The sequence below is a fragment of the Pseudomonas sp. PICF141 genome (assembly GCF_002286815.1).
GTDB lineage: Bacteria > Pseudomonadota > Gammaproteobacteria > Pseudomonadales > Pseudomonadaceae > Aquipseudomonas.
In genome coordinates, this window is the sequence record NZ_MUNM01000078.1 from 133,427 (window position 1) to 149,751 (window position 16,325).

At 60.5% G+C, this 16,325-nt stretch carries 12 protein-coding genes; all 12 read left to right on the forward strand.

Going from position 1 to position 16,325, the window contains the following annotated elements:
* Window positions 1-3 precede the first annotated feature (3 nt).
* The 12 genes from BZL43_RS23130 (at window position 4) to BZL43_RS23185 (ending at window position 16,303) form a co-directional block, all read left to right on the forward strand.
* Entirely contained in the window at window positions 4-1,113 is a 1,110-nt protein-coding gene (locus BZL43_RS23130) for a flagellar basal body P-ring protein FlgI (RefSeq protein ID WP_008072568.1), read from the forward strand.
* Between the two features lie 11 nt (window positions 1,114-1,124).
* On the forward strand, window positions 1,125-2,432 hold the full coding sequence (flgJ, locus tag BZL43_RS23135; RefSeq protein WP_095634439.1) for a flagellar assembly peptidoglycan hydrolase FlgJ: 1,308 nt from the start codon (window positions 1,125-1,127) through the stop codon (window positions 2,430-2,432).
* Window positions 2,433-2,455: 23 nt separating this feature from the next.
* Complete coding sequence (gene flgK / locus BZL43_RS23140; RefSeq protein WP_095634440.1) at window positions 2,456-4,516, forward strand: flagellar hook-associated protein FlgK; 2,061 nt, start codon at window positions 2,456-2,458, stop codon at window positions 4,514-4,516.
* A gap of 13 nt (window positions 4,517-4,529) precedes the next feature.
* Window positions 4,530-6,095: a flagellar hook-associated protein 3 gene (locus BZL43_RS23145; protein ID WP_095634441.1), complete on the forward strand. Its 1,566-nt coding sequence runs from the start codon at window positions 4,530-4,532 to the stop codon at window positions 6,093-6,095.
* 94 nt (window positions 6,096-6,189) lie between these two features.
* Entirely contained in the window at window positions 6,190-9,762 is a 3,573-nt protein-coding gene (locus tag BZL43_RS23150; protein ID WP_095634442.1) for a glycosyltransferase, read from the forward strand.
* Between the two features lie 254 nt (window positions 9,763-10,016).
* Window positions 10,017-10,790 carry a glucose-1-phosphate cytidylyltransferase gene (gene rfbF / locus BZL43_RS23155; protein WP_095634443.1) on the forward strand — a complete coding sequence of 258 codons (774 nt, stop codon included), beginning with the start codon at window positions 10,017-10,019 and terminating at the stop codon, window positions 10,788-10,790.
* Entirely contained in the window at window positions 10,772-11,854 is a 1,083-nt protein-coding gene (gene rfbG / locus BZL43_RS23160; protein WP_095634444.1) for a CDP-glucose 4,6-dehydratase, read from the forward strand. Before rfbF ends, rfbG begins: the two co-directional genes overlap by 19 nt.
* Window positions 11,851-12,411 carry a dTDP-4-dehydrorhamnose 3,5-epimerase family protein gene (locus BZL43_RS23165; RefSeq protein WP_095634445.1) on the forward strand — a complete coding sequence of 187 codons (561 nt, stop codon included), beginning with the start codon at window positions 11,851-11,853 and terminating at the stop codon, window positions 12,409-12,411. The genes rfbG and BZL43_RS23165 overlap by 4 nt, the downstream gene beginning before the upstream one ends.
* Window positions 12,408-13,634: a class I SAM-dependent methyltransferase gene (locus BZL43_RS23170; protein WP_095634446.1), complete on the forward strand. Its 1,227-nt coding sequence runs from the start codon at window positions 12,408-12,410 to the stop codon at window positions 13,632-13,634. Before BZL43_RS23165 ends, BZL43_RS23170 begins: the two co-directional genes overlap by 4 nt.
* On the forward strand, window positions 13,631-14,488 hold the full coding sequence (locus BZL43_RS23175) for an NAD(P)-dependent oxidoreductase (RefSeq protein WP_095634447.1): 858 nt from the start codon (window positions 13,631-13,633) through the stop codon (window positions 14,486-14,488). The genes BZL43_RS23170 and BZL43_RS23175 overlap by 4 nt, the downstream gene beginning before the upstream one ends.
* Window positions 14,478-15,548, forward strand: coding sequence for a class I SAM-dependent methyltransferase (locus BZL43_RS23180; RefSeq protein WP_095634448.1), 1,071 nt, complete (start codon window positions 14,478-14,480; stop codon window positions 15,546-15,548). The genes BZL43_RS23175 and BZL43_RS23180 overlap by 11 nt, the downstream gene beginning before the upstream one ends.
* A 17-nt stretch (window positions 15,549-15,565) precedes the next feature.
* The gene (locus BZL43_RS23185; RefSeq protein ID WP_095634449.1) at window positions 15,566-16,303 is read left to right on the forward strand and encodes a cephalosporin hydroxylase family protein; all 738 of its coding nucleotides are present in this window, start codon (window positions 15,566-15,568) and stop codon (window positions 16,301-16,303) included.
* Window positions 16,304-16,325 lie beyond the last annotated feature (22 nt).

Below are 16,325 nucleotides of genomic sequence, written 5' to 3' on the forward strand. Positions count from 1 at the left end.
AGCATGTTGAACTTCAAACACCTGATGGTGGCTGCGCTCCTGATGTCCGCAGCCTTCGACGCTCAAGCCGAGCGGCTGAAGGATATCGCCAGTATTTCCGGGGTGCGTTCCAACCAATTGATCGGCTACGGCCTGGTGGTCGGGCTTAACGGCACCGGCGACCAGACGACCCAGACCCCGTTCACCCTGCAGACCTTCAACAACATGCTTTCGCAGTTCGGCATCAAGGTGCCGGCAGGTTCGGGCAACGTGCAATTGAAGAACGTCGCGGCGGTGTCGATCAGTGCTGATCTGCCGGCGTTCGCCAAGCCGGGTCAACAGATAGATATCACCGTTGCGTCCATCGGTAACTCCAAGAGCCTGCGTGGCGGTACCTTGTTGCTGACGCCGCTCAAGGGTATCGACGGCAACGTCTATGCCGTCGCTCAGGGCAACCTGGTGGTGGGTGGTTTCGATGCCGAAGGGCGTGACGGTTCGAAGATCACCGTCAACGTTCCGTCGGCCGGTCGCATCCCTGGCGGTGCGTCGGTCGAGCGTGCCGTGCCAAGCGGTTTCAATCAGGGCAACAGCCTGACCCTGAACCTCAACCGTTCGGACTTCACTACCGCCAAGCGCATCGTCGACAAGATCAACAACATGCTTGGCCCTGGCGTCGCTCAGGCCATCGACGGTGGTTCGATCCGCGTGACTGCGCCACTTGATCCGAGCCAGCGGGTCGACTATTTGTCGATCCTCGAAAACCTCGAAGTCGACCCGGGTCAGGCGGTGGCGAAAGTCATCATCAACTCGCGCACCGGCACTATCGTGATCGGCCAGAACGTCAAGGTTTCTCCGGCCGCCGTGACCCACGGCAGCCTGACCGTGACCATCACCGAAGACCCGATCGTCAGCCAGCCCGGCCCTCTGTCCAACGGGCAGACGGCAGTGGTGCCGCGCTCGCGGGTCAACGCCCAGCAAGAAGCCAAGCCGATGTTCAAATTCGGCCCGGGCACCACCCTCGACGAAATCGTCCGTGCGGTGAACCAGGTCGGCGCGGCACCGGGTGACTTGATGGCGATCCTCGAAGCGCTGAAGCAGGCCGGCGCGTTGCAAGCCGATCTGATTGTGATCTGAGGGCGGCGACCATGGATATGCGTAAAAGCGGTCTGGTCAGCAGCAGCGATTCGGGTTCCTACTCGGACCTCAATCGCCTGAACCAGCTCAAGGTCGGCGACAAGAACAGCGATGCGAACCTGCGCAAAGTGGCGCAGGAATTCGAATCGCTGTTTCTGGGTGAAATGCTCAAGTCCATGCGTTCGGCCACCGAAGCGCTGGGCCAGGACAACCCGCTCAACACACCGGCCGCCAAGCAATACCAGGAAATGTACGACCAGCAGTTGGCCGTTTCCCTGTCCCGCGAAGGCGGCGGTATTGGCCTGGCGGACGTGCTGATGCGCCAGATGTCGAAGAACAAACCAATGGCGCCGGGTGAGGCCGCGGCAGCGTCTGCCGCCAAGCAAGCGGCCGCGAAAGCCGCCGTGGAAACGCCGATTGCCGCTGGTACGGCTGCCACCCACGGGCCGCTGTCGCGTCTCAACGGTGAGCGCCCGTTGTGGGCTTCGCGCTCGGTGAAAACGCCGGAAAGCGCGGGCGAGGGCGCTCATCGCAATGACATGGCGCTGATCAATCAGCGGCGTCTGGCACTGCCGCCGAAACTGGCTGATCGTTTGCTCGCCGGGCTGGTGCCGTCGGCATCGAGCACTGCAACAACTGCAACAACCGCCACAACGGCGCAGAGCACTATCGCGATGCCGCAGAGCACCAGGACCGGTTCCGGCCCTCTGTACAACGGCGATTGGCTGGCTGCGCAAACGGATACGACAGCCCGCGGGCGCCTGCAGATTTATGGGCGTGCCATGGCTCAAATCCCCTTGGCTCCGCCGAAAAAAGCCTTCAGTTCCGCCGACGAATTCGTCAACACCATGCTGCCGATGGCCAAAGAAGCTGCCGACCGTATCGGAGTCGATCCACGTTACCTGGTGGCTCAGGCTGCCCTGGAAACCGGTTGGGGTAAATCAGTCATGCGCGCCCAGGATGGCAGCAGCAGCCACAACCTGTTCGGCATCAAGGCCAGCAGTAACTGGAAGGGCGATTCGGCGCGGGCGATCACCAGCGAATTCAGAGATGGGGCGATGGTCAAGGAGACGGCCGAGTTCCGTTCCTACGGCTCTTTCAAAGACAGCTTCCATGACCTTGTAACGCTGCTGCAAAGCAATAATCGCTATCAAGATGTGCTGAAGTCGGCCGATAACCCAGAACAGTTTGTACGCGAGTTGCAAAAAGCCGGGTATGCAACCGACCCGGATTACGCAAGCAAGATTTCGCAGATAGCCAAGCAGATGACCAGTTACCAAAACTACGCTGCGGCGGGCGCTTCCATTACGCCTTTATAGGCACAAGGCATAAGGTCTGAACCATGAGTTTGCTCAATATCGGGATGTCGGGTTTATCCGCGGGTCAAACCGCGTTGATGGTGACCGGCAATAACATTGCCAACGCCGACACCGCCGGGTACTCACGCCAGCAAACCGTGCAGGGCACCAAGGCTTCGAATCCGTTCGGCAATGTCTACATTGGCACCGGTACGACCCTGGCCGATGTGCGTCGGGTGTACAACAGCTACCTCGATGCGCAGCTGCAGACCACCACTTCGCTTAACAGCGACTCGGCTGCCTACGCTGGGCAGATCAGCCCGCTCGATAAATTGCTCTCGGACAGCGGCACCGGCCTCAATGGTGCCTTGACCAAGTTCTTCGCCTCGGTACAGAACGTCAACGCCAAGCCGGGCGACGATGCTTCCCGCCAACTGCTGCTCAGCGATGCGCAAGCCCTGAGCAACCGGTTCAATTCGATCTCCAGCCAGTTGACGCAGCAGAACGCCAACGTCAACGGCAACCTGGCGGACATGGCTGATCAGGTCAATAAACTGGCCGCCACCGTGGCCCAGCTGAACCAGAAGATTTCCGAAGTTTCCAAAGCCGGCGGCCAGCCCAACGACTTGCTCGATGCGCGCAACGAGACGGTACGCCAACTGTCCACTTTCACCGGTGCGCAGGTGATGGAGCGTGACGGTAACCTCGACATTTACCTGGGCAGCGGTCAGCCGCTGGTCATGGGCAGCACCGCCAGCAAACTGGAAGTGGTGCCGAGCAAAGACGACCCATCGCGCTCGGCCATTCAGCTCAATCGTGGTTCGAGCACCATCGACATCACCTCGGTGATGAGCGGTGGTGAAATGGGCGGCTTGCTGCGCTATCGCAGCACCGTGCTGGACCCGGCCATGAACGAGCTGGGACGTGTGGCGCTGGTCGTCGCCGATCAGATGAATACCATCCAGGCCCAGGGCATCGACAAGAACGGTGACTTCGGTTCGAACCTGTTCAACAGCATCAACAGCGCCGCGCAAATGGCTCAGCGCAGCGTTGCCACGGTCGGCAACAGCGCCGGCTCGGGCAACTTCGAGGTGAGCATCGAGGACAGCGGCAAGCTGACCATCAACGATTACAAGGTCATCTTCACCAGCGCCACCAACTACACCGTGCAGCGCCTGCCTGAAGGCACCGCCATGGGCGCATTCAGCACGCTGACCACGCCGCCGCCAGTGATCGATGGTTTCTCGATGAAGCTCACCGGTGGCACCGCAGCCGCCGGCGACACCTTCAAGATCACCCCGACCCGCAACGCGGCGACCACCATCAAGACCGAGATGACCGACGCCAAGCGTCTGGCCATCGCGGCCCCGTTGGGCGCGGCCATTGCAGCGGGCGGCAGCGGCACATTGACGATTCCGGCCAGCGGTCAACCGACCCTGACCACGAAATTCGATATCTACGACACGGCGACCAGCACCACGATCCAGAACGGTCTGAAGACCTCGACTCCGGTCAAGATTGTGTTCGGCGCGACGGGCGGTGCGACCCAGACTTACGAACTGCTCGATGCCCAAGGCAACTCGCTCAGCACAGGCACCATTGTGCCGGGTCAAAACAATACGCTGAGCCTGACCATTCCACTGGTCGACGCCAGCGGTGCGGCGATCAATGATCCGGGACCGCCAATCGTGCAGCGCACGGTGTCGTTTGACATGACCGTGGCCGGTTCGCCAGGCCAAGGCTCTGCGATCAATGTCTCGCTCAGCCAGCCGGGTACGCTGGACAACCGCAACGGTACCGCACTGGCCGGCTTGCAGACCAAACAGACCGTGGACACCGGTTCGGCGAGCAAAGGCATTTCCCTGAACGATGCCTACGGCAAACTGGTTGAGGGCGTAGGCGCCAAAGCCGCCCAAGGCAAGCTCGACAGCGCGGCCACCGAAGCGATCCTGGCCAACGCCAAGGGCGCTCGCGACTCGTTGTCCGGGGTCGACCTCGATGAGGAAACCGGCAACCTGGTCAAGTACCAGCAGTACTACACCGCGTCTTCGCAGATCATCAAGGCTGCGCAGGAAATCTTCAGCACACTGATCAACAGTCTTTAAGGAGTCGTAGCCCATGCGCATTTCTACCGCCCAGTTTTACGAGTCCTCGGCCGCCAACTATCAGAAGAATTTCGCCAACGTGGTCAAGAGCAGCGAAGAGGCCAGCAGCCTGGTTCGTGTGAATACCGCGGCGGATGATCCGGTCGGTGCCTCGCGTTTGCTGCAACTGGGTCAGCAGGCGTCGATGCTTGATCAGTACGAGGCCAACACCACCACCATCAAGGCGACCCTGGGCACCACTGAAGCCGTGATGACCAGCATCAATAATGTGCTGCAACGCGCCAAGGAATTGGCCGTGGGCGCAGGCAACGCCGGTTATACCGATGCCGACCGCCAGGCCAACGCCTCGGAGCTGGGGCAGATCGAAGAGCAGTTGCTGAGCCTGATGAACAGCAAGGACGAGAACGGTAAATACATCTTCGCCGGCTCCAAGGGCGATACCGTGCCGTTCACACGCAACAACGATGGTACCTACAGCTACAACGGTGACCAGGTAACGCTTGACCTGGCGATCGGCGACACCATGTCGATGGCCACCAACAGCACCGGTTGGGACGTATTCCAACAGGCGATCAACACCAGCCGTAGCGAGGTCACCCGGACCGCGCCGGTCGTGGATGACGGCCGCGTGACCTTGTCCAACGGCCAAGTGTCTTCGAACGTCACCTACAACGCCAAATTCCGCAGCGGCGAGCCGTATACCGTGGACTTCGTCAGTGGCACCCAACTGAAAATCACTGACTCGGGCGGCAATGATGTGACTGCCGAAGCCAGTCAGGGTGGCGCATTCGATCCTGCCAGCAAGGCCGGCCAGGCCGTCACTTTCCGTGGCGTCGAGCTGACCCTGAACATCAACCTGAACGCCGGCGACACGGCGGCGACCGCGCTGCCTGGCCACACGTTTACCCTGGCGGCCAAGCCAGATACTTTCAGCGCAACCGGCAGCCCGGGCAATCCTTCGGCGGCGCAGGTCACCAACAGCAGCATCACCAACCCGGCGGATTACCACGCCAGTTTTCCTGGTGGCTCGGCGATCCTCAAGTTCACCAGCGCTACCGCCTTCGAGTTGTACGCAGCGCCTTTGACGGCCAGCAGTAAGCCGGTGTCGAGTGGAACCATGGCCGGCAGCGTCGCCACCGCCTCGGGTGTGAGCTTCACTGTCAGCGGTACGCCGGCTGCCAACGATCAGTTCAGCATTGCGGTCAACACTCATGAAACCCAGAACATCCTGGACACCGTGAGCCAGTTGAAAACCGCGTTGAATACACCAACCAATGGTGACCCGATCGCTACTCAGAAGCTGCAAGCGTCATTGGCGTCGGGTATTGCCAACCTGGCCAGCGGCACCGATCAGCTGTCCAGTGCCATTAGCTCGGTCGGTGGTCGCGGTGCTGCCCTGGATACCCAGAGCGATACCAACCAGAGTCTGAAACTGGCCAATGCCCAGACCCAGTCATCGATCCGCGATTCCGATCCGGCTGAAGTGATGACCCGTCTGACCTTGCAACAAACCATGTTGCAAGCCTCGCAACTGGCCTTCAGCAAAATTGCTCAGCTGGGCCTGTTCAACAAGGTCTGAGCCTGCGCCTGCCGAGCAGTCAACCGTCTTTTTTTAAGCGGTTCCGGGGCCTCTGCCTGAAAGGGTAGAGGCCCGCCGCTCGAGAGTTCCCGCCGTGAATCAACGTCCCCTCGTCAGCATCGTCATCCCAGCCTTCAACCCGCGCTTCTTCAGTCAGGCACTGGAAAGCGCGCTCGCCCAGACCTACGAGCACATCGAGATCGTCATCTGCGACGATTCGTCCAGCGACGAAATCCGCAACATTGTCGAGACCTTCGTCGAGCCGGCTCATCCGATTCGTTACTTGCGCAATCCGCTGCGTCTGGGGTTGCAGAAAAACGTATTGCGTTGCGTCGAGCAAGCCCGGGGCGAGTTCATTAAAGTGCTGTGCGACGACGATCGTCTGTTTTCACCGAGCATTGCCTTACAGGCACAGGTGTTGATTGATCACGCGGACGTGAATGTAGTGTTTGCCCTGCGGATGCTCAGCGACGCCGGCAATTTCATCTTGCCGCCACGGGTCGACAACTGCCGGTTCTCACCGAACGACGCCTTGCTCAAGGGCGATGACATGCTGGCGATCTTTGAAGGTACGCCAAAGAATTTCCTCGGCAATTTCAGTTCGACCCTGATGCGCCGCACCGATGTGCTGGAGCTGTTGCCGGCGCTGATTCAGGACGGTGCCGGTTTCGTCGCCATGCTCGATTTCGCCTTGTTCGTGTGCTTGATGCGTCGCGGCAATCTGGTGTCGCTGAGCACTGTGTTGAGCACTGAACGTCTGTACCCGGAGCGCCTGAGCAAAACCCCTGAAATGGTCAAGGCCGCAGCCGTGGAGTGGAGCTGGCTTTCGCAGATGCTCGCGGCGCGCAGCGGTGAATCGGCACCGGCATCGGGTTGGGTGCGTTACATCGAACTGACCAAAATCACCGACCAGCCCCACGCCTGGGAAGAGTTGTGCGTGGTGCGCATTCTGGGCAACCGCAACACGGTGGTAAATGGCCGGGTGGGCGGGGAGAGCGAAAGCTACGCTGATTTCTATCGCGAATGGCTGGCGATCCGCAGGTTCTCCGATGTCGAGCAACGGCTCATGCCGCAACGCCTCGACAGTTGGGCGTACCGTCCGCAGATCGTGCCTATCGTGATCGACAGCGGCACCGATAGCGCTGCGCTGAACACTACATTGCAAAGCATCAGTCGTCAGCTTTACGCGCCGCAAGCGGTGGTGGTGCTCTCCGATGCATGCTGCGCCGCCGATGATCGCATCGTGCAGTTACCGTTTCAGTCTGACTGGGCGCGACAGCTCAACGCCGTGGTTCCACAACTGGAAGGTGCCCACTGGTTTTATCTGCTGCACGCTGGTGACATCTTGCGCGAGTCGGCTCTGCTGATCCTGGCCGAACGCATTGCTGGTTCGGCAGGCTTTCTCTGTGCCTACAGTGACGAAGGGGCGCTGGTCGATGGCGAGTCGATCGATCCGGTATTCAAACCCGATTTCAATCTGGATCTGATGCGCGCCTATCCCTACGTCGGTCGAACCTTGGCCTTCGAGCGGCAGCGCTTCATGGCGCTGGGCGGTTTCGATTCGGCTCACGGTGAGCTGGCGCCGCACGATTTGTTATGGCGTCTGGTGGAAGAGTCCGGGCCGCAAACCATCGAGCACATCGCCGAAATCCAGGTAGAGTCGACTCAGTCTTTCGCCGCCTGGCTGTCATTGCCCGAAGTGATCGAGAGCAACGCCGGCATGGTCAGTGCGCATCTTGATCGTATTGGCGTGGCGCACGCGATCCGGCAGGAAGCGTTGCCGCTGATCAACCGCATCGACTACCTCCATGGGGTGCGACCGCTGGTGTCGATCATCATCCAGACCGGCGATTCGCTGTACGCGTTGCAGCGGTGCATCGAAGGCCTGATCGAACGTACGGCCTATAGCCAATACGAAATCCTGATCGTCGACAGTGGCACGGACGACCCGGCGATGCTCGACTGGCTGGAGGCGATGGCACAGCTGGGCGCCGCAATGCTGCGCGTGTTGCGTTATGCCGGCGACGCCAACGACGCGGCGATCCGTAACTTTGCCGCGAGCCTGGCGCATGGCGAGTACTTGCTGTTGCTCAGTGCGCAGACGGTAATCTGCGACAGCGACTGGCTGGACGAGTTGCTCAATCATGCCCAGCGTCCCGAAGTGGGTGTGGTTGGTGCCCGCCTCCTCAGCCCCGAGGGTTCGATCGTCAGTGCCGGGTTGATTCTTGGTCTTGCCGGACCCGTCGGTTCGCCATTTTATGGCGAAGCGGCCGGTTCTCGCGGCTACATGCAGCGTTTGCACGTGACCCAGAACTGGAGTGCGGTGAGCAGTCACTGCCTGATGGTGCGCAAGCAAGTGTTCGATGAACTCGAGCAGTTCGATGAGGCGACCTTCACCCAGGGCCTCAGCGACGTCGACTTGTGTTTGCGGGCGACCAAGGATGGCTACCTGGTGGTCTGGACGCCTTATTCCAGTGTGGTGTGGGTGCCGCAAGATGTGTCGCCGGCACAGCCTTCGACACTGGCGCTGCGCGAGCGTGAACAGGAGGATTTTTATCGCAAATGGCTGCCGAAGATCGCCAAGGATCCGGCCTACAGCCCGGCGCTGAGCCTCGGGATTTCCAGCTTCAGTCTGGAGCCGTCATTGCGCAATAACTGGAATCCGTTCTGCACCCGTGCCTTGCCGTTGATTCTCGGTCTGCCGGTCAACAGCACCGCCGTGGGCCATTACCGGGTAACCGCGCCGCTGGCCGAACTCGAAGCAGCCGGTCGGGTGATCGCGCGGGTGGCCTATGAGTCGCCCTCGACCGTGGAGATCGAGCGTCTGTCACCCGACACGATCATTCTGCAAGGGCGTTACAGCGAAGGCGCCGCGGGTGACATTCTGCGGATGAAAAAGTATTCCAGTGCGCTACGAATTTTCGAGCTCGACGACTACATCGTCAGTGCGCCGAAGAAAAACACCCACGCACGCAACAAACCGGTCAATACCGAGCAGCTGTTGCGCGAAGGCATTGGCCTGTGCGATCGCGTAGTGGTCACCACTCAGCCGCTGGCCGATGCCTTGTCGAGTATGCACAGCGAGATCCGCGTGGTGCCGAACATGCTATCGCCGGACCCTTGGGCGACACTGACCAGTCACCGTCGCACCTCCAGCAAGCCGCGAGTCGGCTGGGGGGGTGGAACCAGCCACACCGGTGATCTGGAGATCATTGCCGAGGTTGTGCGCGAACTGGCGAACGACGTCGAGTGGGTGTTCTTCGGCATGTGCCCTGACGCCTTGCGTCCGTATGTTCACGAGTTTCACTCCACCATCGGTTTGCAGAGCTACCCATTCAAACTGGCCAGCCTGAACCTTGACTTGGCGCTGGCACCGCTGGAATTCCATATTTTCAACGACTGCAAAAGCAACCTGCGCCTGCTGGAATACGGCGCCTGCGGGTACCCGGTGATCTGCACCGACACCGAGGCCTATCGCGGCCACTTGCCGTGTACCAAGGTCTATAGCAACAGCACGGACGAATGGCTGCAGGCGATCCGCATGCATTTGGCTGACCCGGATGCCAGCTACCGCATGGGCGATGAACTGCGTGAAGCGGTGCATCGGGATTTCATGTTGCGTGGCGACAACCTCAATCACTGGTTATGGGGCTGGTTGCCGGACTGATTCTGCTATTACCTTCCAGGTATCAAAAATCGCAGTCTTCGACAGCTTCACAGCAATGTGTTGGCAGGCGAAGGCTGCGATCTTTTTTGTGCTGCGCAATTGGCTCACTTCCTGCAAGTCGCCCCGTATATCGCCATAAAACCTTCACCCCCGAGGGGATGACCGGCCCAATGGCTGCGGGTAAATGATGTGCATGACGGCTCGCCAACCCTTGCGGGGGGCTGCCGCGCCGCGCGAAGAGCAAGAGGACAGCGATGAAGGCAGTAATTCTGGCGGGTGGTCTCGGTACGCGCATCAGCGAAGAGTCGCACCTCAAGCCCAAGCCGATGATCGAGATCGGCGGCAAGCCAATTCTTTGGCACATCATGAAACAGTACTCTGCCCACGGGATTCATGATTTCGTGATCTGCCTTGGCTACAAGGGCTATGCGATCAAGGACTTCTTCGCCAACTACTTCCTGCACACCTCCGACGTCACCTTCGACATGCGCAACAACCGCATGGACGTGCATCAGAATTACAGCGAGCCGTGGAGCGTCACCCTCATCGACACCGGAGAGGAAACCATGACCGGTGGCCGCTTGCTGCGCGCCGGCCGTTACCTCAAGGACGAAGAGGCGTTTTGCTTCACCTATGGCGACGGCGTCTCCGATATCAACATCCGTCAGCTGGTGGACTACCACCGCGCCCACGGTCGGCTGGCGACCGTCACCGCCGTGCAACCGCCAGGCCGTTACGGGGCCCTGGAGCGTTATGGCGATCAGGTGCTCGGTTTCACCGAGAAGCCCCGTGGCGACGGTGGCTGGATCAATGGCGGGTTCTTTGTGCTTTCGCCCAACGTGTTGTCATACATCGGCGGTGACGAAACCACTTGGGAAGCCGAGCCCTTGGCGCGTCTGGCCCAGGATGAACAATTGAAGGCCTTCGAGCACGAAGGTTTCTGGCACCCGATGGATACCCTGCGCGACAAGAACCACCTCGAAGCGCTGTGGCAGAGCGGGGAGGCCCCATGGAAGCAATGGGACTGAGCCCGCAATTCTGGCGCGGAAAACGTGTTCTGCTGACCGGCCACACCGGTTTCAAAGGCAGCTGGCTGACATTGTGGCTGCAAAGCCTCGGTGCCGAGGTCAGCGGGTTTTCGCTCGATCCGTCCACTGAGCCGAGCCTGTTCGAACTGGCGCGGGTACACGAGGGCATCAATGATCAGCGCGGTGACCTGCGTGATCTCGGTGCCTTACTGGAACTGATCGCCGAAACCCAGCCGCAAATCGTTCTGCACCTGGCGGCCCAACCGCTGGTGCGCGAAGGCTATCGCGATCCGCTGGGGACCTACTCCAGCAACGTCATGGGCACCCTCAATCTGCTTGAAGCGATCCGCCAGGTCGGCGGCGTGCGCGCCTGCGTGCTGGTGACCACCGACAAGGTCTACGCCAACAAGGAATGGCTGTGGCCGTACCGCGAGGATGAAGCCCTCGGCGGCCATGACCCTTACAGCAGCAGCAAGGCTTGTTGCGAATTGTTGGCGCAGTCTTACGCCGCATCGTTTTTCCCGGCTGACAAGTACGCCGAACACGGCCTGGCGTTGGCCACCGCGCGTGCCGGCAATGTGCTGGGCGGCGGTGACTTTGCACCAGAGCGCCTGATTCCCGATGTGCTCAAAGCCTGGTCGGCGGATGAGCCGGTGACCCTGCGCTACCCGCAAGCCGTGCGCCCATGGCAGCACGCATTGGAACCATTGGCCGGTTACCTGCAACTGGCCGCCGGCCTCTACGAGCAAGGCCCCAAGTTTGCCGGTGCGTGGAACTTTGGCCCGAGCGAAGCGGACATGTGCAGCGTCGGTGAAGTGGTCGAATTGCTCGCCAGCCGCTGGCCGCAAGCGCGCGGTTTGCGCATCGAACCGAGTGATTTGCATGAGGCCGGCCTGCTGCGCCTGGACAGCAGTCGCGCGCGTCAGTTGCTGGCCTGGCAACCGCGCTGGTCGTTGCAGCAGTGCCTGACCCAGACCCTCGACTGGCACCTGGCGTGGCAGAACGGCGATGACATGCGGGAAGTCACCCTGAACCAGTTGAACCTGTACCGAGGCGCGCTGTGAGTGAGTTCCTGTTGAAAGCCTTGCCGCTGGCCGGCCTGTTCAGTGTCCAGCACAAACGCTTCGAAGATGATCGCGGTCACTTCGCTCGGCTGTTTTGCGAAGGCAGCCTGAACGCCTTCGGCCAGACGTTTCATATCCGCCAGATCAACCACTCCTGCACCCGCGAGCGAGGCAGTGTGCGCGGCCTGCATTATCAGAATTCCAATGCGCCGGAAGCCAAGTTGATCACTTGCCTGCGCGGTGAAGTCTGGGATGTGGCGGTGGATTTACGCCCCGACTCCGAGACCTTTCTGCACTGGCACGCCGAACACTTGCGCGCCGGCGACGGTCGCAGCCTGCTGATCCCGGCCGGGTTCGCCCATGGTTTCCAGACCCTCACCGACGACGCCGAATTGCTCTACCTGCACAGCGCCGATTACACGCCTGCGCATGAGGGCGGTTTGAGCGTGAATGATCCACGGCTGGCGATTGTCTGGCCGTTGCCTGTCAATAATCTGTCGGCCCGGGACTCCAGCCATCCCTTGCTCGATGAACACTTCGCTGGAGTGCGTCTATGAACTGCCGTGGTTGCGCTGCACCGCTGAGCCTGCCGCTGATCGATCTCGGCACCTCGCCGCCGTCCAATGCCTACGTGCATGCGGATCGCCTGGAACAAGCCGAGCAATGGGTGCCGCTGAAGGTCGCGGTGTGTCAACAGTGCTGGCTGGTGCAGACCGAGGATTACACCCGCGCCGACAGCCTGTTCGATGCCGAGTATGCATATTTCAGTTCGTTCTCCAGCACCTGGCTGGCCCATGCCGAGCGCTATGTCCCCGAGATGGTCGAACGCTTCGGCCTGACCGCCGACAGCCGCGTGGTGGAAATCGCGGCCAATGATGGTTACCTGTTGCAGTACGTGGCGGGGCGCGGCATCCCGTGTCTGGGCGTCGAACCGACCCGCAGCACCGCGCAGGCGGCACGGGAAAAAGGCCTGCAGATTCGCGAACTGTTTTTCGGTCGCGACACCGCTGCGCAGCTGAAAAATGAAGGCTGGGCCGCTGACCTGATGGCGGCCAACAACGTGCTCGCCCATGTGCCGGACATCAATGATTTCCTCGGTGGTTTCGCCACCTTGCTCAAGCCGACAGGCGTGGCGACGTTCGAATTTCCGCAGCTGCTGACGCTGATGGCGGGGCAGCAGTTCGACACGCTGTATCACGAGCACTATTCCTATCTGTCCCTGACTGCCGTGCAGACGCTGTGCGAGCGCAATGGGCTGGAGGTGTTCGATGTCAGCCAGTTGACCACCCATGGCGGATCGCTGCGGGTGTTCGTGCAGCGCAAGGACGGTGAGCGCCGCGCCGTGCAATCGACGGTGCGCGAGCAGTTGCAGGCTGAACTTGATGCGGGTGTGAAAACCACCGAGTACTACGCGACCCTGGCGCCCGCTGCCGAACGCATCAAGCATGATTTGTTGCGCTTCCTGCTGCAGGCCAAGGCCGACGGCAAGCGCGTGGTCGGTTATGGCGCGGCGGCCAAGGGCAACACCTTGCTCAACTACGCCGGGGTCAAACCGGACCTGCTGGCCTGGGTGGCCGACGCCAACCCGCACAAACAGGGCAAGTACTTGCCGGGCAGTCGCATTCCGATCGTTTCGCCAACGCAGATCGATCTGGAAAAACCGGATTACATCCTGGTGTTGCCATGGAACCTGCTGCACGAAGTCAGCCAGCAACTGGCGCAGGTACGGCAGTGGAACGGCCGTTTCGTGATCGCCGTGCCCGAGTTGACCGTACTGTGAAAGTGCTGGTGACCGGTGCCACCGGGTTCGTCGGCCGCCATTTGGTCGAAGCCTTGCTCGCGCGTGGCTGTGAAGTCCGGGCCGTGGCGCGTAACGCCGAAGCCGCTGCGAGTTTGCCGTGGATCAATGCCGTGGAGTTCATCGCGGCAGATATTCACGCCGACGATCGGAACATCGCAGCGCTGACCGATGGCATCGACGCCCTGGCGCATCTCGCCTGGCCAGGCTTGCCGAACTATCAGGCGCTGTTTCACTTCGAGCACAACCTGATGGCCGATTACCGATTCATCAAGGGGGCGGTCGAGGCGGGCGTGTCGCAGGTGTTGGTGACAGGCACCTGTTTTGAATACGGCCTGCAAAGTGGACCGCTCAGCGAGCAGAGCGAGGCTCGGCCGAGTAACCCTTACGGGTTGGCGAAGAACACGCTACGGCTGTTCCTCGAAAATCTGCAGCGCATTCAACCGTTCACTCTGCAATGGGCGCGGCTGTTTTACCTGCATGGGGAAGGGCAGAACCCCAACAGTTTACTGGCGGCACTGGACCGGGCAATCGAGGCTGGGGACCACCGCTTCAACATGTCGGCCGGCGAGCAATTGCGCGATTACCTGGCGATCGGCACGGCGGCCGGTTACCTCGCCGCAATCCTGCAACAGCGCGAATTTGATGGCCTGATCAATTGCTGCAGCGGCCAGCCGATATCGGTCAGAGCGCTGGTCGAGCAGCGCTTGCGTGAGCGCGGCGCGTCAATCGATTTGAACCTGGGTCATTACCCATACCCGACCCATGAACCAATGGCGTTCTGGGGCGTGGCGGACCGCTTGCAACAGCTACTGGGAGCAGAGCATGAGGCATGAGTTGTATCGGGTCGCCGACCTGCCGGTGTTGCAGAACCGTACCTTTGCCGACCCGGAGTCGGCCAGGGCTTCGGCCAGCGCCGACATGCTGTTGGTGCAGGACGAGGCGAGCGGGCTGATCTTCAATCAGGCCTTCGATGCCGACAAGCTCAGCTACGACGCCGACTATCAGAACGAGCAGGCGCATTCCGGCCAGTTCCAGAAGCACTTGAACGATGTCGAAGCAATCATTGCTCGCCACTTCAAGGGGCAAGAGCTGATCGAAGTCGGCTGCGGCAAGGGCTATTTTCTAGAACTGCTCAAAGGCCTGGGTTACTCGATCACCGGCATCGATCCGGCCTACGAAGGCGACAACGGCGATGTGATCAAGGCACCGTTCACACGTGGCCTGGGCCTGTCGGCGGAGGCCATCGTGCTGCGCCATGTGCTGGAGCATATTCAGGATCCGTTGAGCTTTCTGGCGGTCATCGCCGAGGCCAATCAGGGCGGGCAAATCTATATCGAAGTGCCGTGTTTCGACTGGATTCTCGAGCATCGCGCCTGGTTCGACCTGTTCTACGAGCACGTCAATTATTTCCGCCTCGATGACCTGCGCCGAATGTTCGGCACGGTGCACGAGGCCGGTCACCTGTTTGGTGGCCAGTACCTGTACATCGTCGCCGACCTTGCGACATTGCGGCTGACTCCGGAACAACCGGTGCCGCGCCTGACGCTGCCCGAAGGTTTCACCGCCAGCCTCGACCGCGCCGTGCAGATCATCCAGGCCGCGCCTGAGCAAGGCTCGGCGATCTGGGGCGCGTCGTCCAAAGGCGTGATTTATTCGCTATTTCTGCAACGCGCGGGTGTGGCGGTGGATCGCGTGGTGGATATCAACCCGGCTAAACAGGGCCGATATCTGCCCCTGAGCGGCGCGCGGGTGTCCTCGCCGCAAGAGGCCATGGATGCTCTGCCCGAAGGCGCCAACCTGTTTGTGATGAACTCCAATTACCTCGAAGAAATCAAGCGGATGACCGGTGGACGCTACGTCTATCACGCCGTCGATAGCGCTTCGTTCCAGTGACCATTGAGAATTTTGAAATGACCGACAACAGCATCAACAAAGCCTTCGAAGCTGAATGCCAGGCAGAAATCGCCCGCCAAGGCGATGACCAGAAACTCACCGGCCTGGCCCGGGATTTCTTCAATGAATCGGCCAGGCACAAATACAGCTACCACTTCTCGTGGATGGGCCGTCCGATCATTCAGCTGCCGCAAGACATGATGGCAATGCAGGAAATCATCTGGCAGGTCAAACCGGACCTGGTCATCGAGTGTGGCATTGCCCACGGCGGTTCGATCATCTACTACGCATCGTTGCTGGAGCTGCAAGGCCACGGTGAAGTGCTGGGCATCGACCTGGACATCCGTGCGCACAACCGCGAAGCCATCGAAAGCCATCCGATGAGCAAGCGTATCAAGATGATTGAAGGTTCGAGCATCGATCCTGCGATCGCCGCACAAGTGCGCGCTGCCGCCGAAGGCAAGAAAGTGATTTTGGTGCTGGATTCCAACCACACCCACGACCACGTGCTCGAAGAGCTGCGTCTGTATGCGCCGTTGGTTTCGGTGGACAGCTATTGCGTGGTGATGGACACCGTTGTTGAAGACATGCCGGCCGACTTCTTCCCGGATCGTCCATGGGGCCCGGGCGACAACCCGAAAACTGCGGTATGGAAGTACCTGGAAGAGAACAAGGACTTCGAGATCGACCAGCAGATGCAAAACAAACTGCTGATCACCGTGGCGCCTGACGGCTATCTACGTCGCGTTCGTTAATAAAAAGTGGCTTCAGGTTCTT

Bases quoted from the DNA above. Each gene is read 5' to 3' on its own strand.
- BZL43_RS23130 (WP_008072568.1), top strand. From the start codon at position 4: ATGTTGAACTTCAAACACCTGATGGTGGCTGCGCTCCTGATGTCCGCA.
- flgJ (WP_095634439.1), top strand. From the start codon at position 1,125: ATGGATATGCGTAAAAGCGGTCTGGTCAGCAGCAGCGATTCGGGTTCC.
- flgK (WP_095634440.1), top strand. From the start codon at position 2,456: ATGAGTTTGCTCAATATCGGGATGTCGGGTTTATCCGCGGGTCAAACC.
- BZL43_RS23145 (WP_095634441.1), top strand. From the start codon at position 4,530: ATGCGCATTTCTACCGCCCAGTTTTACGAGTCCTCGGCCGCCAACTAT.
- rfbF (WP_095634443.1), top strand. From the start codon at position 10,017: ATGAAGGCAGTAATTCTGGCGGGTGGTCTCGGTACGCGCATCAGCGAA.
- rfbG (WP_095634444.1), top strand. From the start codon at position 10,772: ATGGAAGCAATGGGACTGAGCCCGCAATTCTGGCGCGGAAAACGTGTT.
- BZL43_RS23170 (WP_095634446.1), top strand. From the start codon at position 12,408: ATGAACTGCCGTGGTTGCGCTGCACCGCTGAGCCTGCCGCTGATCGAT.
- BZL43_RS23180 (WP_095634448.1), top strand. From the start codon at position 14,478: ATGAGGCATGAGTTGTATCGGGTCGCCGACCTGCCGGTGTTGCAGAAC.
- BZL43_RS23185 (WP_095634449.1), top strand. From the start codon at position 15,566: ATGACCGACAACAGCATCAACAAAGCCTTCGAAGCTGAATGCCAGGCA.